Raw genomic sequence first — 24940 nt, forward strand, 5'->3', positions numbered from 1 at the left:
GCCGCCGTCGACGTCTGCGACAACCTGGATGCGGAGAGTGAGCGGATGCGGCGGTGGAGACGTGTCAGCCGGCCGAGTAGAGATTGACGAGACGGATGTAGCGCACCCAGTCCCAGTTCGGTCCGGGATCGGTGTGGTCGGTGCCCGGGACCTGGGCGTGGCCGAGGATGTGCGCACGGTCCTTGGGGATTCCGTGGCGGTCGCAGACCGAGGCCGTCAGCAGCGCCGACTTCTCGTACAGGGTGTTGGTGAAGTACGCCGGCTGGTCCACCCAGCCCTCGTGCTCGATACCGACGCTGCGGGTGTTGTAGTCCCAGTTGCCGGCATGCCAGGCGATGTTCTGCTCCCGGACGCACTGGGCCACGTAGCCGTCCGCCGAGCGCACCACATAGTGCGCGGAGACCTGCTTCGCCGGATTCTGGAAGATCCCGATCGTGTTCGAGAACGTCTCCTGGGTGACATGGATGATCACGTATTGGACCGGATAGGCCGAAGGGCGGTTCGACTCCGTGTAATTGGACGTGGAGGCGGGTGTCCAGTGGGCGAGCGGATAGTCCGTTTCGCCCGCCGTCGTGGAAGCCGCGGCGCGGGCCGACGCGGGGAGCAGAGCTGCGGCCGCCGTCGCCGCGGCGCCCTGAAGAATCCTTCTGCGGTGCATGAACACTCCTGTGCGTGGGGGGAAAGAGGGAAGGGAAGAGAACGGGGTCAGGGGGCGGACAGCGGCGTCGCGGTCTCCCGCAGATGGCGGTGGAGTCCGCGATGGGGGTCACCTGCGGGGAGCCACTCCTTGCGGATCTTCGCCACACAGGTGTAGTTGGTGTCGCACACATTGGCCAACGGGGCCTCGCCGGCCTGGCTGACCAGCTGGTAGGCATCGAGTTCGGACAGCCCGTAGTCGCGCGCCAGCCATTGCACCAGGTCCAACTGCGAGATCCGGAAGGCGTCTTCGAGCGGCCGGGCGGAACCGGTCGACATCACATGGGTGTCGGACTCGATGCGCGGCCACGGAGTCGTGACGCCCTTCAGCAGCTCGACCAGCACCACCGTGTTCATCGCGCACTCCACGGCCACCCCGCAGGTCTCGCCCTCGCCCTGACGGGCATGACCGTCCCCGAGGCTCAGCAGCGCACCCTCGACGTTGACCCCCAGATAGCAGGTGACGCCGGCCCTCATCTCGGGTGTGTCCATGTTTCCGCCGTGCGCGTCGGGCACCAGCGCGGACCGTACCTCCAGATTGGCCGGCGCCACGCCGACCGTGCCGTGCATCGGATCCATCGGCAGCTCCACTCGGATGTCACTGTCCCGAGCGCTGAACAGACAGGTGCGGCGCGCCCGGTCGAGCTGCCACATCCACACCACCTCCGGCAGCGGAGCCTGCAGTGACGCGGTGGTGTGCGTGGAGGTGAGCGCGCCGAAGAGAGGGACGGTCGTCGAGGCCGCCCAGTCCCTGGCCGGTTCGATGGACACGAAGTGCACCGCGACGGTATCGCCGCTCTCGGCCCCCACCACATGGAAAGGGCCGGTCTGCGGGTTGAGGAAGGGAAACTCGCAGACCTCGGAGACCAGGTCCTTCTCGGAGCGCACCCGGCCGGCGAAGCAGTCCTCCGTATACACGTCGAGGAACGTCCCCGGCTCGATACGGGCGACCGGCGCCGCTCCGCCGAAGGTCCAGGCGTACTCGCCCTCCTTGGGGCGGACGGTCAGAATACGGGGATCGCTCATCGCTGCACTGCTCCTGTCCTGGTCTCCCCGGAATGCCCCGGGGCTTCGTCGAGATGGATCCGTCCGGTCTGGGCCACCCGCTGCGGATGTCTGCGCAGCAGCACCGCCAGGACAACGATCCCGATCACCATCCAGACACCGGCGACCGGACCCGCGTAGGAGACCGGCGCACTGAGCTACGGGACGAAGTCGAAGACCGGAATCCCGGCGGCCGTCAGCAGCGCGGGCACGAACGCCGCGATGCCCAGCACCGGGAAGAGGAGATGGAGTACGGGGTTGAACGCGTCGCGCCGTCGGCGCAGGAAGTACCCGGCGCAGGCCAGATTCACGACGATGTACACCCCGGTGATCACGGTGACGATCACGGTGGCCGGCAGTACGAACGCGGTCACCGGGTCGTATGCGAAGCCGAGCCCGAGAGCCGCGCCGACCGCGATCACGAACTGCGCGGCCACCCCGGTGACGGGGGAGCGGCGGCGCGGATGGAGACGCGCGAAGGTCTGCGGGAACACCCCGACGCCGCCGAGGGCGAACGCCGTCCCGTACACCGAAGAACCCGGCGAACGCGGTGATCACCGCGCCCAGCAGAGACCACGGCCACCACAGGGCCGCCGGGTAGGACGACCACTCCTGGTGCAGGGTGCCCGCTGTCGCGAAACCGAGCTGGAGCAGCAGCAGCGCGGGGACCAGCGCCTCCGCGAAGACATAGCCCCAGCCGACGAGAAAGCCGATGGCCGGATGCAGCCCCTGCGCGCAGTAGGTGGCGACCGAACCGGCGGCCGGCAGATGGCGGGCCAGCTCCGCGACGCACGAGGCGGTGAACAGACAGGCGATCAGCGCCACCACCACGGACAGCGGAAGACTCCCGCCCGCGAACGCTGCTCCGGACGGAATGGACGCGGCGATGGCGGCGGCGGGCGCCATCGCCGTGATGCTCTGGAAGAGGACTTCGCGCAGCCCGACGGCATCACGTAACAGTCCGCTGCCCGAATCCCCCGACACCCCGTGGCTCCTCTGTCCGACGACGGGAAGGCGTTGTCCGATGCATGGCCCCGCGTTTCGCGCGCCCTACCGTACGGGCGTCGCGCGGGCTGCGGAAGACGGCAGCCCGAATCGGGTGCGTGGACGAAGGAGCGCGGCGGATCAAGAAGGTGGACAACCCCGGCACGGGGCCGGGGCTGCGGAGAGCAGACGCGGGAGCGGAGACGGCGGACGGCGGACGCGGCCCCGACCACGTGCTCGTGGACGCCGCCGGACCCTTGCGGCTCCTCGACGGAGACTTCCCGGACCACGGGGCGGCGGCGGGCGTCGCCGAGTGCCACCTCCGGGAGGCGCTCGCCGGTCGAGGGCCGGAGCCGGCGAACCTCCCGGAGGTGGCTACGGCGTCAGCCGCGCAGCGGGCGCGGCAGCTTCAGCAGCGTCACCGACGTCTCGATGCCGCTGTCGACCAGCCGGCCGTTCGCGTCGAACGCCTCGGCGCCGTCGGTCATCCCGAAGTCGTTGTCGTTGATGAGAGCGAGCGTGTCGCGGCCCGTCACCGCCACGCCCTCGATCTTTCCGGGGATGCCCGCGACCTTGCCCAGGTCGACGACCAGGCTCTTCCGGAGCACCGGTACGCCCGACGCCGCCGGGTCGGTGAGCTCCTCGTACGAGGGCGATACCGACGGATCGTCCCACGCGGAACCCAGGATGCCGGAGCCGTGCGGGAGCGTCACCCGGTGCAAGCGGGCCGCCTTGTCCGTGCGCTCCTCGACCAGGAGACGGTCCCGTCCGATCGCGACGACCGAGGAGATCTTCAGCTCGGAGGTGTCGTCCTCACCCGGGTCCACGACGTCCACGGCGTCGAACCGGTAGGCGTACTCCGCCGTGACCGCGCGCTTCTTCGTCGAGAAGCGCAGCAGCCGCACATTGCGCGAGGATTCGCCCGCGTCCTGGTCGGGCAGCGAGAGCGGGCTCTGCACCGCCAGCACCAGATCGCCACCCGGCAGCTGGGCCAGCCCCTCGAACCCCCGGTTGACCTTGCGGTGCAGCAGCACGCCGGGCAGCGCCTCCACCACCGGGTAGTCGGCACCGGCGAGCCCGAGCCCCTGCGGGACATAGCGGGTCAGCACCCGGCCCCGGGCGGAGACGTGCACCAGCGAGGGGCCGTACTCGTCCACGAGCCAGAACGTGCCGTCGGCGGCACGGACGATGCCTTCGGTGTCGAGGCCGTTCGGGTCGTACGCGAGCGGCGTCTTCGCGTCGTACGTGTACGGGGCCTCGTCGCGGATCCGCTGGTTCGGCAGACCGGTGACGGCGGCGCCGGAGCGCGTGGTCAGGGGTATGGCCCCCAGCACCTGGACGCGCTTGCCGCTGATTCGTACCTTGACGATCGCCGGGTCGAAACCGGGGACCGGGAAGGTGCGCCGCTTCTTCCCGTCGATCTTGATCTGGCCGTTGGGGCCGCGGTCCGTCACCGTCCAGAACTCGTCCTTGCGGTCGGCCGGGTAGATGTCGCTGCCGATACCGCCGAGCATGACACCGCGGTCGTCGGCGACCGTCCCCGGGAGCAGCCCGTTGCTGAAACCGGCCAGGGGAACGTCACCGAGCACGGCGCTCCCGGTGACCCGCGCGGTGCGCTCCGGACGCCCGTGCCGGTCCTGCGCGCCCGTCGCAGTCCCGGCGACACACACCGTCCCGAGCAGGGCGAGCGGCAGCCCGACGGAAAGGGAACGACGGACAACACGCGCGGACATGGGGCCTCCTGGGGTGCTAACGGTTCGGACGGCCGTCAGGTTCTGCCCTGAGCATCAACGGATGGTGACGTGGAAATGAACTCCTGGGCAGAACGGGATGCCAGACGGGGGCGGGGCCGGACGTCCTGCCCGGTCCCGCCGTTTCGCCGCTGAGCCGACCTCATGAACGGCGGCGTCAGCCGTCCGATCCGCACGGACCTCCCAGGGCTGCCGCCGGATCGTCGTCCGCCGGGCCCGCCGGAACCCAGCGTCCGCTCTCCTTGCGGTACGGCCACCAACGCCCGTCCCGCCCGTACCTGAGCTGCACGCCGCCGTCCACCGAGGTCCAGCGGTTGCCGGCGGACCGGAGCCGGGGCTGTTCGCCTTCCTCCCAGGCCGCGGCGAGGCCGGCCCGGGCCCTGGCCAGGGTCTGCGGATCCGGCGTCCACTCCTCGTCGAGCACGGTGAGCGCGGCCGCCCCGCCGTACTGCCACGCACGCACCGCCGCGTCGAGTCCGGCACGGGACCGCCCCGATCCGACGGCCAGCCGTGTCGCGATCCAGGGCTCGGGCCGGGCATCCGCGACCAGCCGCACGGCGTCCTGCTGCGGCGTCAACCCGGCTGGTGGCGGCTGCTGTTCATGGCCGGGGGAGAGCGCGTCCGCCAGCATCCGGTGGGCGCGTGCCGCACCGTCCCTCGCCAGCAACTCCAGGGCCGACGGATCGACGCCGGGTTCCGGTTCCGTCTCCGTGCCCAGCGACGGCGCGGGGCCCGGTTCCGCCGGCAGCGGCGGAGGAGCGGGCAGCGGCGGCAGGATGTCCCGTGCGGCGAACGCCTCGTCCGCCCGTACGCCCCGGTCCTTCGCCTTCTCAGCCGAGCCACCGGACCCGTCGCAGGAGACGGCCGACCCGGACGGCGCCCACCCCTCGGCGCGGGCCGCGATGCGTTCCTGGAGCTCGCCCAGGAGCCGGCGTTCGCCGCGCCCGCGCACGAGCAGCAGGACGAACGGATCCTCGTCCATCAGCCGCGCCACCTGGTAGCAGAGGGCGGCGGTGTGCGGGCAGTGGTCCCACGTCCCGCAGGTGCACTCCGGGTCCAGATCGCCGATCCCCGGGAGGAGTTCCATACCGGCCGCCGCCGCGTCCTCCACCAGGTGCGGCGGCATCTCGCGGTCGAGGAGCGCCGCGATGTACCCGGCCCGGGCGGCGGCCATGTCCAGGAACCGTTCCCAGTCCGCCTCGCTCAGCTCCTGGAGGAGCACATCACTGCGGTATGCCGACGAGTCCCGGTCCCGGACGACCGCGGTGATCCGGCCGGGCCGTACGGAAAGCGCACCGACCCGGCCCTCGCGGGCGAACCTGCGGCCCTGCTTGAGCTGTTGGCCGTCCAGCGCGGTGTCCTCCAGGGCCTTCAGCCATGCCCGGCCCCACCATGTCTCCGCGAAGCCGCGGCCGCGCGCGGGCGGCAGCGCGGCGAAGGTACGTTCCTGCACCGGGGCGTCCCTCCCGTCGCCGGTCACGGATTCGTCCCCGTCTCTGTCGAATGCGTCACTCATCGCGTGCCCCCTCGCAGCTCCACCAGATCGGCCAGTTCCGCGTCCGTCAGTTCGGTCAGTGCCGCTTCTCCGGAACCGAGCACCGCGTCCGCCAGTCCCTGCTTGCGGGCCAGCATGGCGGCGATCCGGTCCTCGACGGTGCCCTCGGCGATCAGCCGGTGCACCTGCACCGGCTGCGTCTGCCCGATCCGGTACGCGCGGTCGGTGGCCTGCGCCTCGACCGCCGGGTTCCACCACCGGTCGAAGTGCACGACATGGGCCGCCCGGGTGAGGTTGAGTCCGGTGCCGGCCGCCTTCAGCGACAGCAGGAAGACCGGAGCCTTGCCCGCCTGGAAACGGTTCACCATGGCCTCCCGCTCCGCGACCGGTGTGCCGCCGTGCAGGAACTGCGTGCGCACCCCACGCGCCGCCAGGTGCCGTTCGAGCAGCCGGGCCATCTGCACGTACTGGGTGAACACGAGCACACTCGCGTCCTCCGCCAGGATCGTGTCGAGCAGTTCGTCCAGCAGCTCCACCTTTCCCGAGCGCTCCTCGATCCGGGGCTCCTTCTCCTTGAGATACTGCGCGGGGTGGTTGCAGATCTGCTTCAGAGCCGTCAGCAGCTTCACGACGAGGCCCCGGCGGGCGAAGCCGTCGGCGCCGGAGATCGCGGCCAGCGTCTCCCGTACCACCGCTTCGTACAGCCCCGCCTGTTCCGCCGTCAGCGACACCGTCCGGTCCGTCTCGGTCTTCGGCGGCAGCTCGGGCGCGATGCCGGGATCCGATTTGCGCCGTCGCAGCAGGAACGGCCGCACCAGTGCGGCCAACCGCTCGGCCGCCGCCGGATCGCCGCCCTCCGCGGTCCGCGCGTAGCGGGTGCGGAAGGTGCCGAGCCGGCCCAGCAGACCTGGCGTCGTCCAGTCGAGGATCGCCCACAGCTCGGACAGGTTGTTCTCCACGGGGGTGCCGGTGAGCGCCACCCGTGCCCGTGCCCCGATCGTCCGCAGCTGCCCGGCCGTTGCCGAGTACGGATTCTTGACGTGCTGCGCCTCGTCGGCGACCACCATGCCCCAGCCGATGCCGGCGAGCTTCGCCGCGTCGAGCCGCATCGTGCCGTACGTGGTCAGGACGAATTCGCCGCCCGCCAGATCCGTGAGGCTGCGCGATCCACCGTGGAAGCGGCGCACCGGCGTAGCGGGCGCGAACTTCTCGATCTCCCGCTGCCAGTTCCCCATGAGCGAGGTGGGGCAGACCACCAGCGTCGGCCCGGAGGCCGATTCGATGCTCTGGCGGTGCAGATGCAGAGCGATCAGCGTGATGGTCTTGCCGAGCCCCATGTCGTCGGCGAGACAGCCGCCCAGACCGAGCGATGTCATGGTGTGCAGCCAGTTCAGTCCGCGCAGCTGGTAGTCGCGCAGAGTGGCGGCGAGAGCCGGAGGCTGACCGATCGTCTGCTGCCCGCCGGACTCCGGCTCGGCCACCCGGCGGCGCAGCTGCTCCAGCCAGCCGGTGGCCAGGACGTCGACCCGGCGGCCGTCGACCTCGGTGGAACCGGTCAGCACGGCTCCGAGCGCGTCGATCGGAGTGACCTTGCGGTCCTGGGTCTCGCGGGCACGCCGTGCCTCTTCGGGGTCGATCAGCACCCACTGGCCGCGCAGCCGCACCACCGGCCGGTTGGCCTCGGCGAGGCGGTCGAGCTCGGCGCGGCTGAGCTGCTGATCGCCCAGGGCGAACCACCAGTTGAACGTCAGCAGCGCGTCGGACGACAGCAGCGGCGGGGCGTCCGACCCGGTGCGGGCGAAACCCGCGTGCTCCTGGTCCGTTCCGTCTCCGGGCGGGCCGACGACGGCACGTGAGGTGAGCTTGCGGGCCAGTTCCTTCGGCCAGTGCACCTGTACGCCGGTCGCGGCGAGTGCCCGTCCGGCGGGGCCGAGCAGTTCGGCGAGCTCTTCGTCGGCGGGCTCCACGGAGTCGGGCACCGCGGCCGACAGCAGCGGAGCGAGCGTGGGCCAGGCACGGGCGGCCCGGCGCAGCGCCAGCAGGGCGTCCATCCGGACCCGGGGGCCGAAGGCGGCGGCCGGCGCCGAGCCGGCCCAGACCTCGGCGGCATCGGCGACCACCGCCGGATCGCTGACGCTGTGGATCTGCAGGACAGCGCGGAAGGACGGCCCGGCGGGCTGCTCGCGGTCCTGGTCCGGCGTGGTCGGCCCCGACACCTCGACCCGCAGCGAGAGCCGGACGCCCGCGTCGTGCCCGGCGGCGACATCGGTGGCCCAGGCCCGTTGACCGGGCAGATGCTGCGGCGCGTCGACGGCGAAAGCCGGGCCGCCGGCGGCGAAGGCCGCGGCGGGGGTGCGCGGCAGCCCGTCCGCCACCGCGTCGAGGAACGCGCGCAGCAGCCGCTCCGGTTCGGGCAGCAGCACGGGCTGCGCGGTCCCGTCGAGCGGTACCGCATGGGCCAGGGGCGGCATCGAGGCGGCGAGCGTACGGATCCGCGACTGATCGTCGGCGGTCAGCGGACCGGTTCGCCAGGCGTCGTGATCGGTGGCGGTCAGCCCGGGCAACAGCAAGCCGCGGGCGGCGAGTTGCAGAGCGAGGAGAGCGGCGGCGCCCCAGAACGCGGCCGCGCCGGAGGCGTGCGCCGAGCCTCGTGCGCGCGTGAGCACGGGCAGCGCGTCGCGGACCGGAAGCAGCCGCGCCGGTACGACGTACACCCGGGCGTCGGCGCCGAAGACGGTGAGCTCCTCGACGGATCCGGGGGCGTCGGGCGGACTGCTGCCGTCCGGATGCCAGAAGGCGATGCGGCCCGTACGGGACGGGTCCGCGGGCAGGAAGGCCACGGAGCAGCCGGAGAGTGCGGAGATCTCGGAGAGCGTTGCCGCAGGGAGCCTGTGCACAGCGATGCCGAATTCCTCAAATTTGACTAGTCGGAGTACGAGTCGCCGAGGGTACTCCACCGCTGCGCCTTCCGGTGGGCGGAATCGCCGTGATCCATCCCACTTCCGGGCGGCCCGACGGCCCCGCGCGACCGCGTGCCACGCCTCGGGGTGCAGCCAGCCCCCTCCGGGGGGAGGGGGCTGGCCCCCGGAAATCCCGGGTGGTGGCGCCATGGTTGCCACACCCCCGGTGACCCTACGTTTCTACAGGTCAGCGCAGCCTTTCAGAGACCGGAGACATCATGCCCCAGGCCGTAGCCGCCGTTGTGGAAGGCGCCCGTGACAGTTCGGGAACTGCTGTGGGTGCCGACGGCGCCACACCCGCCCCGAGCCAGGGGAGCGACTTCGCTCCCCTCCTGCGGGCGGTGAAGGGGCAGGGGCTCCTCGATCGGCGCACCGGGTGGTACACGGCGGGAATCGCCACCAATCTGGTCGCGCTGGGAGCTGTGCTCACCGGCATGTTCCTCCTCGGCAACACCTGGTGGAACCTGCTGCTCGCACTGCCGCTGGCGATCTTCTGGTCCCGCACCGCGTTCGTCGGACACGACGCCGGACACGCGCAGATATCCGGCGACCGCAAGACCGGCCGGGCCATCGGCCTCGTGCACGCCAATCTGCTGCTCGGCATGAACGAGGCGTGGTGGAACGACAAGCACGTACGTCACCACGCCAACCCCAACCACATCGACAAGGACCCGGACGTCGGCGTCGGCGCCCTGGTCTGGACCCAGAAGCAGGCAGCCCAGCGCGAAGGCTTCGCCCGCTGGCTCACGCGCAACCAGGCCCGGCTGTTCTTCCCGATGCTGCTCCTCGAAGGCATCGCGCTCAAGATCTCCGGCTTCCAGTACCTGCGGCAGCAGCCCGCCCGGGAACGGGCCCTCTCCGCACTGCTCCTGGTCACGCACCTCGGTCTCTACGCGGCACTGCTGCTCACCGTCATGTCCCCGGGGAAGGCCGTCGTCTTCGCACTCGTCCACCATGCGCTGTTCGGGCTCCACCTCGGCATGGCCTTCGCGCCGAACCACAAGGGCATGGAGATGCCCGACCCCGACGGCGACCGCTGGGGCCACCTCCAGCGTCAGGTCCTCACCTCGCGCAACGTACGCGGCGGCGTCCTCACCGACTGGTTCCTCGGCGGGCTGAACTACCAGATCGAGCACCACCTCTTCCCGAGCATGCCCCGCCCGCATCTGCGCCTGGCGCAGCCCATGGTCCGCGCCCACTGCAAGGCGCTCGGCATGCCGTACACGGAGACCGGGCTGATCGAGTCCTACCGGCAGGCACTCCAGCACATGCACGAGGTCGGCGAACCCCTGCGCTGAGGACTCCGCGGCCGGCTGGAACCGATGGGCACGCACAGGCGTTCTCACAGCAGGAGCGGCTCCGGGCCGCGAAGGAGGCATGGACGATGTCGAACAGCGCAAAGATTGCCATCGGGGGAGTCGTCGCGGCAGTCATCCTGATGCCGTTCATCGGGTTCTGGCTGTCACTGCTGGTCCTGATCGGAGTCCCGGCGGTCGCCTACCTGCTGCTGGACCCGAGTCAGCGGCGCAGGCTCCGCAGGATCACCCGCAAGGAAATAGGCCACTGACAACAAGTCGCCGACAGCAAGCCGACCACCATGGGGGTTCCGCAGTGAGTGGGACAGTGACGGCGGTGAGCAGGAGCGCGACCTATTCGTTCACCAAGCCGAATCGGAAGAGCGTCACCCTGCCGGCCGGGCTCGGTGTGGAGGGCGATGTGCACGCGGGGATCACGGTCAAGCACCGCTCCCGGGTCGCGCGGGATCCCACCCAGCCGAATCTGCGCCAGGTTCACCTCATCCACGCGGAGCTGTTCGGAGCATTGCGGGCGGCCGGTTTCGAAGTCGCCCCGGGCGATCTCGGGGAGAACGTCACCACCAGTGGGGTCGGCCTCCTCGCCCTCCCCGCCGCGGCGCTCTGCTGTACCTCGGCGACGAGGCGGTCGTCGAGGTCGCCGGCCTGCGCGACCCATGTCTGCAGATCGACACCTTCCAGGACGGGCTCCTCAAGCAAGGTGGTCGGCCGGGACGCGGCGGGCCGGATCGTGCGCAAGGCCGGGATCAGGGGCGTCGTCGCGGTCGGTGGTGTGGTCCGGCCCGGTGACCCGGTCGAGGTCGAGCTGCCGGCCGGGCCGCGTCGGGCGCTGGAGCGCGTGTAACCGGAGCATGCAGGTCCCGTGCGGTGGGCACCGGGGCGTCGGGCAGGAAACGGTATCCGGCTTTTCGCCGCGCACCGGGAGTTCCCTCAGGCCGGCCGTACCGCCATGGCGTCCAGGGCGTTCAGCAAGCCGGGCAGTTCCGTGCCACGCCCGATCGGCAGCACTTCGCCCGGTTCCTCGTCCAGCAGGATGAACGCGATGTCGTCGGTCCTGGCGACCAGCGACCAGCCGGGCCCGTCGGCGCGCAGCATGCGGGCGTCATTCGTGGCGAAGGAGGAACGGACGCGGCCCGGCGGCGGCGGGGCGTCCACATAGGCATGGGCCTCCGCGAGGGCCCGGCACACACCGGGGTGTGCATGGGAAGGAGTGTCCTGCGCGGGGTCGCGGGCGGTGGTAGGGGCCTCGTCGGTCCTGGTCCGGTTCTCGGCTCCGGGCTCGATCTCGACGTCGGCTTCGTCTCCGGTTTCGGTATCGCCCCCGCCGAGGACTCCGGCCCCGGCTCGCCCCTCGGGCCCGTTCTTGCCCGCGCCTTCGGGCTCCGCCGGGTGCTCGCCCGAGCCCTCACTCGCCGCGCCGGTGGCGGCATCGTCCTTCTGAGCCGGGACCGCGGCGGGTGCGGTGCGGTCGTCGGCCCGGCCCCCGGCCGCGCCCGCCTCACTGCCCGGAGCGGCGAAGGCCGTCCCGTCGTCGAGCTGCTCACGCCAGGCCGCCCACTGGTGCGCTATCTCGTCCGCTCCCATGCGCCGCTGGGCCGGACCCCACGACTCCGTGTCGGGGGGTGCCAGCGGCGCGGGATCGGTACCCTCGGCACCCGGGTCCGGCACCGGATCGTGCGGGGCGGGCACACCTGGAGCGGCGACCCGCACCGCGAGCGGCCAGCCGGGCAGAGCGCAGACCACCGAACGCTCGTCGGGGGAGAGGTCGTACTCCATTCCGCAGTCCCAGGCCGCGATGGCGACCGCGACCAGCGATACGTCGTCGACGACGACGGTCCACCGTGCCCCACCGCTGTCCTGGCCGAGGACCAGCCCGTACCCCTCGGCGTACGGTTCGAGGGCGAGCGCCGCGCACGCGGCGGGGTAGTCGTCACCGAGCACGCCAGGGAACTGCGCCGGTGTCAGCAGCACCGCGGTCAGCACATACAGTGCGTCGTCGTCGGCGACTGCGTCGCTCGTGCCGGCCACGGCACCCTCCTTGTCCGTCGTGGTTTTCCGTCGGCGCACCTTAACGAGTCGGTAACCCACTCGTCGAGGCCCTGACAAGGGGGCGCCGGGCCCGCAGCTCGGTGGACGGGGCTCTTCAGTCGGTGGGCAGACCGAGCAGCGTGCGGGCCACTGTCTGCGGTGACTCGTCTCGCTCGCGGGCCAGCGCGATGACGGCCCGGCAGGCCAGCTCGCTGATACCGAAGGAGAGCGCCTCGGGCGACACCCAGCCGCTCGCCTCGTCGATCCGCGCCTGATCCTCCTCGACGGATGCCGAGACATAGGTGGCGGCCGCCTCGAACAGGTTGTGCTGTTTGCGCCGGCCCTCGTCGAGAGGGGCGGCGGGCCGCTCGCCCTTCCGGTCCGGGGACACGACCTTCCGCAGACTGCCGATTATGTCGATCATGGAGACCGCCTTTCCGAGGATCTGTGCGTGCATGACGTGCTCGAGCGACAGCCGCTCGAACAGCATCCGCACGTCTGGCACTTGCGCATACAACTACCACCTATGGTGTTCCCCGCCGACGTAGAGTTGGACCTCCGGCCGAGGCAAGGGGGCAGCGGGATGCGGCGGTATGACCGGCTGAAGGAGATTCAGCGCCTCGATCCGGAGCGGGACTTCCTCCGGATCTACCGGATCACGGCCACCTGTGAATTCCCCTGGGACCTCGCCCGCGCCCTCGAACTGGCCCTGTACCGCACCTATGCCGTTCCCAGCATCGGACGACTCCTCGCCGAGACGGCCGAACTGACGGACCGTCCACAGAAGCGCTACGACGACACCGCACTCCTTCTGGACGCGGTCGTCGAGCACGGCTTCGAGAGCGCCCCGGGACGCACGGCCATCCGCCGGATCAATCAGATGCACCGCAGCTACGACATCAGCAACGACGACATGCGCTACGTGCTGTGCACCTTCGTCGTCACCCCGAAGCGGTGGCTCGACCACTACGGCTGGCGTCGGCTGTCCGACCACGAACTGCGGGCATGCGCCGTCTACTACCGGACCCTGGGTGCCCATATGGGCATCAAGGACCTGCCGGAGACGTACGAGGATTTCGAGCGCACCCTCGACAGCTACGAGGCCGAGAACTTCGGCTGGGACGAAGGGGGACGCCGCGTCTCCGACGCCACGCTGGACCTGATGAGCTCCTGGTATCCACGTCCCTTCGCGCCCGTCGCGCGGAAGGCGGCCCTCGCACTTCTCGACGATTCGCTGGTGCGGGCATTCCGGTACGAACGCCCGACCCCCGCGGCCCGCAACCTCACCCGTGGCGCCCTGCGACTGCGGGCACGGGCGGTGCGACTGCTGCCGCCGCGCTCCACCCCGCACTACGCCCGGCAGAACCCCGAGATCAAGGGCTACCCGAGCGGCTACGAGGTGTCCGGGCTCGGTACGTTCCCCGGTCAGGGCATTTCCGGCTGTCCGGTTCCGCACGACAGGCGCCCCGGAGCTCCGGCCGAGTGAGAAGCCGGGTGAGCGGTCGGGACGGACGCCGCCCGGGCGGGAAGTGATCAGGAGGGCCGAGCGCTCGCCGGTCGGCGCGTCCGTACGGAGAGGGCGAGGAACCGGCGTAATTCCGAAGCTTCTGAAATGCGCCCCGGGTGCGCCCCCGTCGCAACCACGGAACTCGAACCGGTGAGGCCGGGGCGGTCTGCCTGACGGGCCACTCCAACTGTCGCCGCCGTAGGACAGGGTGATGTCGGGCATCCGCAGGCCGGTAGCCTGCCGTCATGAGTGATCAATTGCCCACCAACGGGGACGGCATCTGCCCGGCCAGGGGCACGGCTGGATATGCCGAGGCGGCGGACACGCTGGCGGTCCAGTACGAGGAAGTCACCTTCGGCGAAGTCCACCGCGACGTGCTGCGGCTGGTCCCTGCCGAGCCCGGGCGCATCCTCGACGTGGGTGCGGGCACCGGGCGTGATGCTGCCGCATTGGCGGCCCTCGGGCACAGCGTCGTGGCGGTCGAGCCGACCGCGGAGCTGCGGGCGCACGGACAGCGAATCCATGCGGACAGCGGGATCGACTGGGTCGACGATGTTCTCCCGAACCTGACGCTGAGCCAGCACACAGGGCGGTTCGACGCGGTCTTTGCCACTGCGGTGTGGATGCATCTGGATGCCGAGGAACGCGGGCGTGCGATGGCCAGGATCGCCACATTGCTGATGCCTGGCGGCCGGTTCTTCGTCAACCTCCGCCACGGCCCCGTGCCCGCAGGGCGCCACATGTTCGACGTGTCCCTCGCTGAGACATCCGAGCTGGGTGCTGCACATGGCCTGCCGACGGTCCATCGCAGCGAGCGTCCCGATCTTCACGGTCGCGACCGTGTCCGGTGGAGTTCTCTCGTGCTTGAGTCGCAGGACGCCGACAACCCACTCGATTGAACGCGAAGTCCGGATGACGGCCTTCTGTGCGGTCAGTCGCCGGGAGTCATGCCGGTGCCGGTGAGGCAGCGTCGATCAGAACCCGTTCCCGTACGAGACGACCGGACGGCAGTACACAGAGCGGACAGGCCGCTCTCCTCGCCCCGGTGCGGGGGAGAGGGGAGCGGCCCGTGCTCAACGCCCGTGGCGTTCCTCCGGTCAGACGTTGACGCCGTAGTCGGACGCGATACCGGCCAGGCCCGAGGCGTAACCCTGTCCGACGGCACGGAACTTCCACTCCGCGCCGTGCCGGTACAGCTCGCCGAAGACCATGGCCGTCTCGGTCGACGCGTCCTCGCTGAGGTCGTAGCGGGCCAGCTCGACGCCGTTCGCCCGGTTCACCACGCGGATGAACGCGTTGCGGACCTGGCCGAAGCTCTGCCCGCGGCTCTGCGCGTCATGAATGGAGACCGGGAAGACTATCTTGGCGACATCGGCCGGGACAGCGGCCAGGTCGACATTGATGGACTCGTCGTCGCCCTCGCCCTCACCGGTCAGGTTGTCACCGGTGTGCTGGACCGAACCGTCCGGGCTCGTCAGGTTGTTGTAGAAGACGAAGTGCAGGTCGGAGAGGACCTTTCCGGCGTCCGAGCACAACAGCGCACTCGCGTCCAGGTCGTGGTCCGCGCCCGTCGTCGTCCGTACGTCCCAGCCCAGGCCGACCGTCACTGCGGTCAGGCCGGGCGCTTCCTTCGACAAGGAGACGTTGCCGCCCTTGGCCAGGGTCACACCCATGAACTTCCTCCATTGATCTGTTGGTCCAGTGGTCCAGTGGTCCAGCGATTCGGTGATCAGCGTTCCTTCGCTGTCACCCGGGTCAACGACGGCGTCGCGCCCGTGGTTCCCTTGCTTGCGCAATCCCTGAAGTATTGAGCTGTGAGGGCTGCTTCACGTCGGTGGGCCGGAGCCTCATGTGCGTGGATCGGCGCCGGGACTCGCGTCGGTCTCCTTCATGGCCTTCGCCTCACTCTTCAGGATCCGCATGGATTTGCCCAGGGCGCGGGCCGTGTCCGGCAGCTTTTTCGAGCCGAACAGCACGATCACCACAATCGCCACGATCAACAGGTGCCAGGGTTCGAGGCCGTTGCGCAACATGTACGTCCCGCCCTTTCTTTCGGTGTTTTCGCGCGGCGTCCGCGGGCCGTGCGTCAGGCTGACTGTGGGCAGGGCCGGTGATCCACCCAACAATACTTGCTACATTGCGCAACTGTACAACCGTGAGGCGGCGGGGCGTGTCTCCCCCCAAGGGAATCCGGACGGACGGGATGGCCGATGACAGGAAGCCGCACGGCGGCGGACAGGCGAAGGGACAGCAGCCTGCGGCGGACGGCGACGTCCTGGCTGTCCTGCCTCGTCCTTTTCGTCGCGGGCGTCGGATGGGTCTACCTCGAACTGAACGGTGGCATCGACACGTTCAGTGCGGACGGGATCTCCGGCGACCGGCCACCCGGCTCGTCGAAGGGACAGAACGTCCTGGTCATCGGGTCGGACTCGCGCTCGGGCGACAACAGCGGGCTGGGCGGCGGCACGGGCGCGGTGGGCCGTTCCGACACCGCGTTCCTTCTCCATGTGTACGCCGACCGCAGACACGCCGTCGCGGTGTCCATTCCCCGTGACGCACTGGTCGACATCCCGGCCTGCAAGGTGCCGGGGGGCAGGTGGACCGTGCCGCGGCACGACGTGATGTTCAACGGGGCGTTCTCGGTGGGGGAGACGGCAGAGGGCAACCCGGCCTGCACCCAGAACACCGTCGAACAGCTCACCGGCCTGCGCGTCGACCACACCGTCGTCGTCGATTTCGCCGGGTTCTCCGCGCTGACCACGGCCGTCGGGGGCGTACTCGTGTGTCTGCCCCAGGACATCCACCAGCGCGACCTCGACCCGAAGCGGTCCACCCGAGGAGCCCGGATCTTCACGAAGGGTCCGCAGACCGTCTCCGGACAGCGGGCACTCGACTACGTCCGGCTCCGGCACGGTATCGGCGACGGTTCGGACGTGGGGCGGATCAAGCGTCAGCAGGCATTCGTGGCCTCCCTCATCAAGAAGGTCAGGTCACGGGGGCTGAACCCGACGACCCTGCTGCCCCTCGCCGACGCGGCCACCGACGCGCTGACCGTCGACCCGGGCCTCGGCTCGGCCGACCGGCTCCTTTCGTTCGCCATGTCGATGAGGAGCGTCGATCTGCACAACACCAAGTTCGTCACCGTCCCCTGGCGCTACGAGGGCGCACGCGTAGCGATCGTCGAACCGGACGCCGACGAGCTCTGGGCCTTGCTGAAGTCCGACCGCACGGTCGACGGCCAGGACGCCAGCGGCAGGGGACCGGCCGGGACCGAGGGGGAGAAGCACGGCCCGGCCTCGGACGCGGCCACCAGCCCGGTCTCCGGCGCGGGCATCAGCATCGCCGTCTACAACGGCACCACCGTCAGGGGACTCGCGGCCCGCGCCGCCGGACTCCTGCGCTCCCGGGGCTTCACCGTCACCACCACGGCCACGGCGAGCAGCCAGGACCACACCTCGACCGTCATCGAGTACGCACCGGGCCTGCGGGACGAGGCGGAGACCACCGCACGGCTCTTCGCGGGAGCCCGGACGACGCCGTCAGGCACCGCCGGCATCCAGGTGATCCTCGGCAGTACCTTCGCCCGGAACCCATCGGTCGTCCCCGGGGCACCGGCACACTCCGCCGTGGCACCCGCCGTCGCCGACGGGGTCCGATCGGCCGACGACGACCCGTGCGCGGACCTTTCGTACGGCTGAGCGCACGCTTCCGGAACCGGGAACTCGGCGTTCAGCGCGGTGCCCGGGCCGTCCGAAGCCGGGGCGCGGGGTGACGGGGAGCCTCGAAGCCGTACGACTCGTACAGAGCGGCGCCGTCCGCCGTGGCGTTCCGATCGACCACGGTGACACGGGCCTCCTCACGGAACCACGTGAGCAGGGCGTCGAGGCAGACCCGGGCATGCCCGCGGTGGCGCCGGCTGGGATCGGTGCTGACGTGGGTGACGTGCCCGTGCAGACCGCTCGGGTTCGCCGGGCCGAGGGCATGCGCGTCGCACGCTCCCACCGCACCGGCGACGGTGCGGAGTGCGGGATCGTCGACCAGGAACGCGGCGGACGTGGCAGAGTGACGCAGCCGCTCGGTGAACCGCCCGCCACGGGGCGTCGGCGCCACCGATGTCCCTCCCCACCTCGTCCAGCATCAGCCCCGCAGCCGTTCCGGTGCGGGCACGTCGTCGAGCGTGGCGCGTCGAGCACACGCCACGTGCCCACCGCCGGAGCCCGCACGGGAGCCGGAGTCCGGGTGGGCGACGCGCGACGGGGTCATGGGTTTCTCCTCTTCCGCTCGTAGCGGGCACGGGCGGCCCACAGCCCGTATGCGTACAGAGCCAGCACCGTTGCGAGCAACAGGTAATAGAGCGGTGGCAGCGCGATCATGCCCAGCAATGGACCGAGCGGGGTGAGCGGCAGCAGCAGCCCGACCACCGCGAGACCCGACGCGGCCGCGCGCAGCGGTCCGCCGCTGCGATCCTCGGCGGTGCGGCGCCCGGTGCGCAGCAGCAGCATCACCAGAGCCTGGGTGAGCAGGTTCTCGGTGAACCATCCGGAGTGGAAGGCCTCCTGCCCCACCGATGTCGCCGAACCGTGCAACGCGTAGGCCAGCACGGCGAAAGTGGCCAGGTCGGCGGTGGCGTTCAGCAGACCGAAGCCCGTGATGAAGCGGAGGAAGTCGCGCGGACGCAGGACCGTGGGCCGCCGCAGTACCGCGGGTGCGGGCCGGTCGAACGCGAAGGCGAGCTGCGCCACGTCGAAGCACAGGTTCTGCACCAGGACCTGCGCCGGAAGCATCGGCAGGAACGGCAGCATCAGCCCTGCGGCGAGCATCGCGATGACATTGCCGAGATTCGACGAGAGCGTGATGCGCAGATACGTGGCGATGTTCCCGCTGCAGTGCCGGCCCGCCGTGACCGCGTGATCGATGGCGGCGAGATCCTTCTCGGCGAGCACCACATCGGCGGTCTCCCGCGCCACGTCGACCGCGTTGCGCGGGCAGATACCGACATCGGCCGCGTGCATCGCGGGCAGATCGTTGACGCCGTCGCCGAGGAATCCGGTGGTGTGCCCGGAGCCACGCAGCGCGGAGACGATCCGGGCCTTGTGCTCGGGTGTGCAGCGGGCGAAGACCGTGGCCCGGTCGACGGCCTCCGCGAGCCGGCCGTCCGACATCGCGTCGATCCGTTCCGCGGAGACCACCTCGCCCGGGTCGAGGCCCAGGTCCCGGCAGGCCCGGGCGACCGTCCCCGGATCATCTCCGGTGAGGACCTTCACAGCGATGCCCCGGTGGCCCAGCACGTCCAGCGCTTCCGCGGCGCTCGGCGTGAGCGCGTCCCGCAGGGCGACGAAGCCGAGGAAAGCCAGCCCCCGTTCATCGGCCGTCGTGTACGCGCCGAGCCGGGCGGGCCGCTCGGTACGGGCCACCGCGAGCAGCCGCAGACCGTTCGCGGCCTCACGGGCGGCCAAGGCCCTCAGCCGCTCCCGTTCGTCGTCCTCCAGGGCGCAACGGCCGAGCACCGCTTCCACCGCCCCCTTTGTGACGAGGGTGTGCGTACCGAGCTTTCCTGGGCTGCGGACGACCGCGGTGGCGAGGCGCCGTACCGGATCGAACGGCAGCGCGGCCACGCCGTCGTACGCGGACAGCGCCTCCTCCTGCTCCTCGGCCGCGTCCAGTACCGCCTCGTCCAGTGCGTCGGGTGCGGGCAGATCGGCGAGTTGCAGCGTCCAGAGCGCGTTGACCCCGGCCCAGTGCAGTACCTCGGGGTCGGACCGGTCCGACCCGTTCAGCGACCGTTCGACGACCGGCCGGTCCTGGGTGAGTGTCCCGGTCTTGTCCAGACACAGCACGTCGATCGCCCCGAGGTCGTGCAGCGCGGGCAGCCGTTTGACGATCACCCCGCGGTTCCGGGCGAGCAGCGAAGCGCCCCTGGCCAGCGCCGTCGTGACGATGACCGGCAGCATCTCCGGAGTCAGACCGACGGCCACCGCGACGGCGAACGGCAGCGTCTCCAGACCGCGGCCGCGCAGAGCCGCGTTGGCCATCAGCACCAGGGGCGGGGTGAGGAGCATGAACCGGATCAGCGTCCAGGAGATCCCCTGCACCGAACGGTCGAAGGCGCTCGTGCCCCGGCGGCGCGCCGAACCGTCGTACGCGGCGGCGAACCTGGTGTCCGCACCCGTGGCCGTCACCACCGCGGTACCACTGCCCGAGGCCACGCTGCTGCCCTGGAAACACAGCTCGGGCCGCCCGAACAGCCCGGCCTCGACGGCGGGCCCGGCGGCGGCCGTGAGGTATCGGTCCGGCGTGTCGACGGGCTGTTTGGCCACCGGCGCCGATTCACCGGTCAGGGCCGACTGATGCACGGTCAGGCCGCTCGCGCGCAGCAGCCGCACATCGGCGGGCACGAGATCCCCAGGCCCGAGCCTGATCACATCGCCCGGTACCAGCTCGCCGACCGGGAGCTCACGCGTCTGCGGCGCGGCGTCCGGGCCGGTGCGGCGCAGTACGGTCGCGGTGGTCGCCACCAGCTCACGCAGGGCGGCCGTCGAGCGGTCGGCCCGATGCTCCTCCGCGGAGCGCAGCAGACAGCTGACGACCACGAGCACCAGTGTCACCGACGCCGTGCCCCACGAGGCCACCGCTGCCGAGACCAGGCCCAGGCAGAGAAGCACCGAGGTGAACGGATCCCGCAGGCTGCGCAGGAAACGGCGGGGCCAGGAGACCGGACGCCAGGCCGGCAGAGTGTTCTCGCCGAACCGCGCCAGCCGTTCCTCCGCCTGCGCCTCCAGCAGCCCCCGCGGACCGCTGTCCAGCGAACGGAGCACCTGCAAGGAGGTCGGGGCGGCACTCGGCGATGCGGTCGGTGCGCCCTCAGGGGCATCGCACGGGCCGGCCGCCGTGCCCGGCATCGGCACGACGACGGCGGACGGATCATCGGGATCGGTGCTGCCGGGACTCGCGGCGGCACTGCTCTCAGGCACCGAGCCCACGGAGGTGTACGGACTGCTCGGGCGGGTGTCCGGCGCGTGCGGCGAGCTGGCCGACCATCAATCGTACGACCGTCACCACATCGGGGTCGTCGACCAGGTACACCTGCCGGCGGCCTTCGCGCCGTGACCGTACGAGACCGGCCAGCTTCAGCTTCGTCAGGTGCTGGCTCACCGAGGGCAGGGTGCCGCCCACCCGGTCCGCGAGGCCGGTGACGTCGCTTTCGCCCTGGGACAGGGCCCACACAATGTGCAGCCGCGCAGGCGTCGCCAGCAGGCCGAAGGCGGCGGCCGCCTCCACCAGTACCTCCGCGGGCGGATCCTCGAAACCGCCGTCGGCAGCTGTCGACACTCTTGCTCTCCCTGTCCGCGTGGGCTGTCCCTCGCACCCGAAACACCCAGTGTAGGCGCCGGACGATTGCGGTCAGCGGGCCCATGCCTTCGTGCGCGGGCCCGCGCGCTCTCGACCGCGGCCGGCAGACGCTCTCGGACAGACCCATCGCCCGGTGGACTCGTCCGGGCAGCGTGTGAGCGGGCGACGGCCGTATCGCAAAGAAGCCGCACCGCAAAGAAAATCACATCGTAAAGAAAGCGACCACACCCCACGGGTCGGGTTCTCGTTTGCCGCGCTGTCGCCGCTGTCGCCGCTGTCGCCGCTGTCGCTTCGAGCACCGGCGGATCCCCTTCGTCGTCGCGGCCAACTGCTTCGCGGGCGCTCGTTCGTACGGTGAACGCGAAGTGTTCCGTGCCCTCTACCTCGGCCTCGGTACACCCGTCGTCCTGAGAGATGCACGCGACCGGGACTCCGGCAGGGAAGTCCTGAACCGCGTGGTCGAGTACGCCGGGGCGGGATGCACACGGCCCGGCTCCTCGACTCGGTGAGCCGACTCTCCCGGCGCTCTTCCGCTGCGTGGCCCGGGGCCCGGACCCGGCCACATGACGGAGGAGCGCTTGCCCGTACGTGACCAGTGCGCAAGGCTTACGCGAAACGTGGGGCACGGGGAACGCATGAGCGGGGAGGAGCGGGGAAATGGCGCTGGACAGGGGACTTGACTGGCTCCTTGACGATCTGACCAGCAGGGTCGAGCACATACGGCACGCGTTGGTGCTGTCGAACGACGGACTGGTGACGGGGGCGAGCACGGGCCTGGCTCGTGAGGACGCCGAGCATCTCGCCGCGGTCTCGTCCGGGCTGCACAGCCTTGCACGTGGATCGGGACGCCACTTCCGGGCCGGGAAGGCCCGGCAGACCATGGTGGAATTCGACGAGGCGCTGCTCTTCGTGACGGCCGCGGGCGAGGGCAGCTGCCTGTGCGTGCTGAGCGAGGCCGAGGCCGACGTCGGCCAGGTCGCGTACGAGATGACCTTGCTCGTGAACAGGGTCGGAGAGCACCTCGGTGTCGCCGCGCGGCAGGAGGGGAGCGAAGAGGGCACCCAGCCCTGACCTTGTCGCGGGAGTTGTCCACAGGCCGTACGAACGGTGGCTCCCCCGGACTACTCTGCTCACAGAGAGTAATTGAGGGTCGCGGGGGGAGAACGTCATGACAGTCATCGAAACCGGGTGTGCGAAGACGGCGAGCACGATGGCCGCGGGTACGGCCGCGCAGGAACTCCAGCTGAAGCGCGGTGAGTTCGCCATCGCCGTGCATATGGGGCTGGTCCGGGTGCTGGTGCAGCAAGGTGGTGGGGGAAGGGCAAGGGTCCGCAGGGAGGAAGTCGACCGGCTGCGGGCGCAGGCCGGGTTCCCGGAGACGCTGCGGGGGCAGGTGCGCACGGTGGGGACGGCGGAAGGGGCGCGGCTGCTCGGGATCAGCCCGGACCGGTTCACCAAGCTGGCCCGTGCGGGATGCCTCACGCCGATCACCTTCTATCTCAACCGGTACCGGGCGGTGGTATGGCTCTACCTCGCCGAGGAGCTCTCAGGGTTCGCCGCCCGGGAACCGCGCCTCCTGGTGGGGAGGAGCCCGGCCTGGGTGCGCAGCCGGCTGGAGGGAGGCGCGGACTGCCGGGCGCGTGAGTGGCGCTCACGCCGGATCGAACGGCTGTTGAGCCTCACGGAGGAACCATGGGCCCGTGCGGCCGTGCTCGCGGACACACTGGACCCGGTGCAGTTCGCGGAGGTGGTCGAGGATCCGTACGAGCGCGCCTACCTCGCCAGGATCCGGTCCGAAACGGTCTACGGTCCAACGGTGTCGCCTGCCGCGCGGGAGACGATGGCGCGCCTGATGCAGGCCGACGAACCGGACGAGATGCTGTGGCGGCGGGTCGGTCTGATCCTGGAGCTGGACAATGCCCGGGAGGCCCGTCAGGCTCCGCGGCCGGGCGACGGGTGGCGACCCCGTCCCGGCCCCGGGCGCGATCCCGGACCTGAGGTGGAGAACGAGCGCCGACGGGATCCCGAACCCGATCCCGGCAATGGGATCGAACCCGCCTCCGAGCCAGGCCCGGGGGCCGGGCTTGAACGCGGTGGTGGGACGAAACCCGGTGCGGAGCCGGGGCCGGGACTTGTTTCGGTCCCCGAACCCGCCCCGGCGTCCGGCCCCGGCCCGGCGCCCGAACCCGCACTCACTTTCGTACGCGGTTCCGATCGGACGGGTGATCAGGATCCCGCTCCCGGACATCCACCGACAACCGTGCCGGAACCTGCACGCGGGCTGCTCGCCCGGCTCGGGCTGCGGAGGCACCCATCCCGGCGTCCCCGCTGAAATTACCTCGCGCGGAGTGAACGGCACCGGGATCCTGGCCCACATGCTGATCAGGGAAGCCACATCCGGGGACTGGGCCGCCATCTGGCCGTTCTTCCATGAAATCGTCGCAGCGGGCGAGACGTTCACCTATCCGCTCGACCTCGCCGAGAGCGAGGCGCGCTCCTGGTGGCTCCTCGAATCGCCGAACCGCACGGTCGTCGCGGTCGATGACGACGGGACGGTCCTCGGCACCGCGAAGATGAACAACAACCACATGGGCAACGGCGCGCACATCGCGGGCGCCAGCTACATGGTCGACCCCGGGCATTCAGGGCAGGGAGTGGGCCGGGCCCTCTGCACGTACACGCTGGACTGGGCCCGCTCGTCGGGGTTCCGGGCCATGCAGTTCAACGCGGTGGTGGAGACGAACACCCACGCCGTCCGGCTCTACCACTCGCTCGGCTTCGAAATCCTCGGAACCCTGCCCGAGGGGTTCAACCATCCCAAGCAGGGATTCGTCGGGCTGTACATCATGTACCGCCGCCTCTGACGCGCGTGCCGTCCCCGACGGCCGCGCGGCATCGGCTCCGACCGCACTCTCTGGCGACGCCCCGGAAGGAGTTCCCGTCAAAAGCCTCTGCCACGCTCTGTGCGCTGTGTCCGTCATGTCCTAGCCGGTGGTGATGTGGGGTCAGTTGTGACCCCGGATGCTTCATGGGGCGGGCGCATGCGTGGATATCTGGGGCAGTACTGTGCGCCCCACCGCCATTCGGGCGTTGAAACATATGCGGAGGAAGAATTCATGACCATACCCAGGAGATCGTTGCGCGCTGCGGGGACACTCGCGGCCGCGGCGGTGGTCGGCCTGACCGGCACGGTCCTCTGCGCCGGCCCGGCTGCAGCTCACACCCCCACCTGGGCCGTGACCTGCACCGACGTGAGCCTTGACCTGACCGCCTACAACAGCAACGTCACCAACCAGGTGACCGTCACTGTCGACGGCAAGGACCTCCTGCCCACCGAGACCTTCGGCAGGGAGTTCCACAGGAAGCTCGAGCTGCCCAAGCACGACAAGGAACTGACGGTTCATCTTGTCGTCAAGGCCGGCGACGGCAACAACTTCTCGCGTGACGAGACCAAGCAGGCACCGGTGTGCGAGGGCACCACGCCGTCCCCTGAGCCGTCCGAGGCCACGCCGTCGCAGTCGCCCTCCTCGGAGGCGCCCACGGAGAGTGCCAAGCCCACCGAAGGCGCCACGCCCAGCGAGGCGCCTTCGGAGTCCGCCCCCGCCGCGGCCTCCCCGAGCCCCAGCTCGCCGGACCTGGCCGAGACGGGTTCCTCGTCCGCCACTCCGATCATCGGTGGAGCGGCTGTGGCCGTCCTGCTGGCCGGTGGCGGCATCATGTGGTCCGTGCGCAAGCGTCGTACCGCACAGCACTGACGTAAAAAGGTGGTCCCGGCACGGGAACTGTGCCGGGACCACCGGTCGAGGAGTGCG

The 24940-nt window shown here is 70.6% G+C and carries 23 protein-coding genes and 3 pseudogenes; 11 read left to right on the forward strand and 15 right to left on the reverse strand.

The annotated features are described in order from the left end of the window. Window positions 1-64 precede the first annotated feature (64 nt). From ACIOMQ_RS32250 to ACIOMQ_RS32280, 7 genes and pseudogenes are all read right to left on the reverse strand, one after another. Window positions 65-658 (reverse strand): peptidoglycan recognition family protein, encoded by a 594-nt coding sequence (locus ACIOMQ_RS32250; RefSeq protein ID WP_362207099.1) that lies wholly within the window; start codon window positions 656-658, stop codon window positions 65-67. Window positions 659-705: 47 nt separating this feature from the next. Then, a complete protein-coding gene (locus tag ACIOMQ_RS32255; protein ID WP_362207166.1) occupies window positions 706-1722 on the reverse strand; it encodes an acetamidase/formamidase family protein in 1017 nt (338 codons plus the stop codon). A 176-nt stretch (window positions 1723-1898) separates the two neighbouring features. Continuing rightward, entirely contained in the window at window positions 1899-2270 is a 372-nt protein-coding gene (locus ACIOMQ_RS32260; RefSeq protein ID WP_402191498.1) for a hypothetical protein, read from the reverse strand. A gap of 52 nt (window positions 2271-2322) precedes the next feature. Further along, window positions 2323-2646: pseudogene (locus ACIOMQ_RS32265) on the reverse strand (amino acid permease); the annotation flags it as partial. 461 nt (window positions 2647-3107) lie between these two features. Continuing rightward, window positions 3108-4457 (reverse strand): esterase-like activity of phytase family protein, encoded by a 1350-nt coding sequence (locus tag ACIOMQ_RS32270; RefSeq protein ID WP_362207101.1) that lies wholly within the window; start codon window positions 4455-4457, stop codon window positions 3108-3110. A 175-nt stretch (window positions 4458-4632) separates the two neighbouring features. Continuing rightward, window positions 4633-5991 carry an SWF or SNF family helicase gene (locus ACIOMQ_RS32275; RefSeq protein ID WP_402191430.1) on the reverse strand — a complete coding sequence of 453 codons (1359 nt, stop codon included), beginning with the start codon at window positions 5989-5991 and terminating at the stop codon, window positions 4633-4635. Next, window positions 5988-8867, reverse strand: a complete 2880-nt coding sequence (locus ACIOMQ_RS32280) for a DEAD/DEAH box helicase (RefSeq protein ID WP_402191432.1) — start codon at window positions 8865-8867, stop codon at window positions 5988-5990. Before ACIOMQ_RS32280 ends, ACIOMQ_RS32275 begins: the two co-directional genes overlap by 4 nt. A gap of 281 nt (window positions 8868-9148) precedes the next feature. Between ACIOMQ_RS32280 and ACIOMQ_RS32285 the strand changes: the two genes are divergently transcribed. The 3 genes and pseudogenes from ACIOMQ_RS32285 (at window position 9149) to ACIOMQ_RS32295 (ending at window position 11087) form a co-directional block, all read left to right on the forward strand. Further along, window positions 9149-10228, forward strand: coding sequence for an acyl-CoA desaturase (locus ACIOMQ_RS32285; RefSeq protein WP_362207107.1), 1080 nt, complete (start codon window positions 9149-9151; stop codon window positions 10226-10228). A gap of 86 nt (window positions 10229-10314) precedes the next feature. Continuing rightward, window positions 10315-10497: a hypothetical protein gene (locus ACIOMQ_RS32290; RefSeq protein ID WP_362207109.1), complete on the forward strand. Its 183-nt coding sequence runs from the start codon at window positions 10315-10317 to the stop codon at window positions 10495-10497. A 56-nt stretch (window positions 10498-10553) separates the two neighbouring features. Continuing rightward, a pseudogene (locus ACIOMQ_RS32295) lies at window positions 10554-11087 on the forward strand (MOSC domain-containing protein). 86 nt (window positions 11088-11173) lie between these two features. Here the strand turns inward: ACIOMQ_RS32295 and ACIOMQ_RS32300 are convergent. Both ACIOMQ_RS32300 and ACIOMQ_RS32305 read right to left on the reverse strand, forming a co-directional pair. Further along, entirely contained in the window at window positions 11174-12271 is a 1098-nt protein-coding gene (locus ACIOMQ_RS32300; RefSeq protein ID WP_401758273.1) for a hypothetical protein, read from the reverse strand. 115 nt (window positions 12272-12386) lie between these two features. Next, window positions 12387-12695 carry a hypothetical protein gene (locus ACIOMQ_RS32305; RefSeq protein ID WP_362207168.1) on the reverse strand — a complete coding sequence of 103 codons (309 nt, stop codon included), beginning with the start codon at window positions 12693-12695 and terminating at the stop codon, window positions 12387-12389. A 159-nt stretch (window positions 12696-12854) separates the two neighbouring features. Here ACIOMQ_RS32305 and ACIOMQ_RS32310 point away from each other — a divergent pair, with 159 nt between their 5' ends. Both ACIOMQ_RS32310 and ACIOMQ_RS32315 read left to right on the forward strand, forming a co-directional pair. Further along, a complete protein-coding gene (locus ACIOMQ_RS32310) occupies window positions 12855-13757 on the forward strand; it encodes an oxygenase MpaB family protein (protein WP_401269479.1) in 903 nt (300 codons plus the stop codon). 266 nt (window positions 13758-14023) lie between these two features. Continuing rightward, window positions 14024-14677, forward strand: a complete 654-nt coding sequence (locus ACIOMQ_RS32315; protein ID WP_401269477.1) for a class I SAM-dependent methyltransferase — start codon at window positions 14024-14026, stop codon at window positions 14675-14677. A 198-nt stretch (window positions 14678-14875) separates the two neighbouring features. Here the strand turns inward: ACIOMQ_RS32315 and ACIOMQ_RS32320 are convergent, their stop codons facing one another. Continuing rightward, on the reverse strand, window positions 14876-15451 hold the full coding sequence (locus ACIOMQ_RS32320; protein WP_189280859.1) for a TerD family protein: 576 nt from the start codon (window positions 15449-15451) through the stop codon (window positions 14876-14878). Window positions 15452-15625: 174 nt separating this feature from the next. After that, the gene (gene tatA, locus ACIOMQ_RS32325; protein WP_362207117.1) at window positions 15626-15811 is read right to left on the reverse strand and encodes a Sec-independent protein translocase subunit TatA; all 186 of its coding nucleotides are present in this window, start codon (window positions 15809-15811) and stop codon (window positions 15626-15628) included. Between the two features lie 177 nt (window positions 15812-15988). On the opposite strand from tatA, the gene ACIOMQ_RS32330 reads away from it, so the two are divergent. Further along, window positions 15989-17476: an LCP family protein gene (locus ACIOMQ_RS32330; protein WP_402191435.1), complete on the forward strand. Its 1488-nt coding sequence runs from the start codon at window positions 15989-15991 to the stop codon at window positions 17474-17476. Window positions 17477-17507: 31 nt separating this feature from the next. On the opposite strand, the gene ACIOMQ_RS32335 is transcribed toward ACIOMQ_RS32330, so the two are convergent. From ACIOMQ_RS32335 to ACIOMQ_RS32350, 4 genes are read right to left on the reverse strand one after another with little or no spacing between them, the layout of a single operon-like run. Further along, window positions 17508-17888, reverse strand: a complete 381-nt coding sequence (locus tag ACIOMQ_RS32335; protein WP_402191438.1) for a GNAT family N-acetyltransferase — start codon at window positions 17886-17888, stop codon at window positions 17508-17510. Between the two features lie 27 nt (window positions 17889-17915). Beyond that, on the reverse strand, window positions 17916-18041 hold the full coding sequence (locus ACIOMQ_RS32340; protein WP_362207123.1) for a hypothetical protein: 126 nt from the start codon (window positions 18039-18041) through the stop codon (window positions 17916-17918). Continuing rightward, window positions 18038-20758, reverse strand: a complete 2721-nt coding sequence (gene mgtA, locus ACIOMQ_RS32345) for a magnesium-translocating P-type ATPase (RefSeq protein ID WP_401269466.1) — start codon at window positions 20756-20758, stop codon at window positions 18038-18040. The genes ACIOMQ_RS32340 and mgtA overlap by 4 nt, the downstream gene beginning before the upstream one ends. Further along, window positions 20742-21107, reverse strand: a complete 366-nt coding sequence (locus ACIOMQ_RS32350; protein WP_362207126.1) for a metalloregulator ArsR/SmtB family transcription factor — start codon at window positions 21105-21107, stop codon at window positions 20742-20744. Before ACIOMQ_RS32350 ends, mgtA begins: the two co-directional genes overlap by 17 nt. Window positions 21108-21418: 311 nt before the next feature. On the opposite strand from ACIOMQ_RS32350, the pseudogene ACIOMQ_RS32355 reads away from it, so the two are divergent. The 5 genes and pseudogenes from ACIOMQ_RS32355 to ACIOMQ_RS32375 form a co-directional block, all read left to right on the forward strand. Further along, window positions 21419-21636 (forward strand): annotated as a pseudogene (locus ACIOMQ_RS32355) (ATP-binding protein); the annotation flags it as partial. Between the two features lie 149 nt (window positions 21637-21785). Next, window positions 21786-22199, forward strand: coding sequence for a roadblock/LC7 domain-containing protein (locus ACIOMQ_RS32360; RefSeq protein ID WP_362207128.1), 414 nt, complete (start codon window positions 21786-21788; stop codon window positions 22197-22199). A 97-nt stretch (window positions 22200-22296) separates the two neighbouring features. Next, window positions 22297-23460 carry a DUF6397 family protein gene (locus ACIOMQ_RS32365; protein ID WP_402191440.1) on the forward strand — a complete coding sequence of 388 codons (1164 nt, stop codon included), beginning with the start codon at window positions 22297-22299 and terminating at the stop codon, window positions 23458-23460. 43 nt (window positions 23461-23503) lie between these two features. Beyond that, window positions 23504-23992, forward strand: coding sequence for a GNAT family N-acetyltransferase (locus ACIOMQ_RS32370; protein ID WP_401269461.1), 489 nt, complete (start codon window positions 23504-23506; stop codon window positions 23990-23992). A gap of 252 nt (window positions 23993-24244) precedes the next feature. Beyond that, entirely contained in the window at window positions 24245-24883 is a 639-nt protein-coding gene (locus ACIOMQ_RS32375) for an LAETG motif-containing sortase-dependent surface protein (protein WP_401758260.1), read from the forward strand. Window positions 24884-24940: the final 57 nt, after the last annotated feature.

The sequence above is a fragment of the Streptomyces sp. NPDC087845 genome, from assembly GCF_044742755.1.
In the GTDB taxonomy this organism is placed as follows: domain Bacteria; phylum Actinomycetota; class Actinomycetes; order Streptomycetales; family Streptomycetaceae; genus Streptomyces.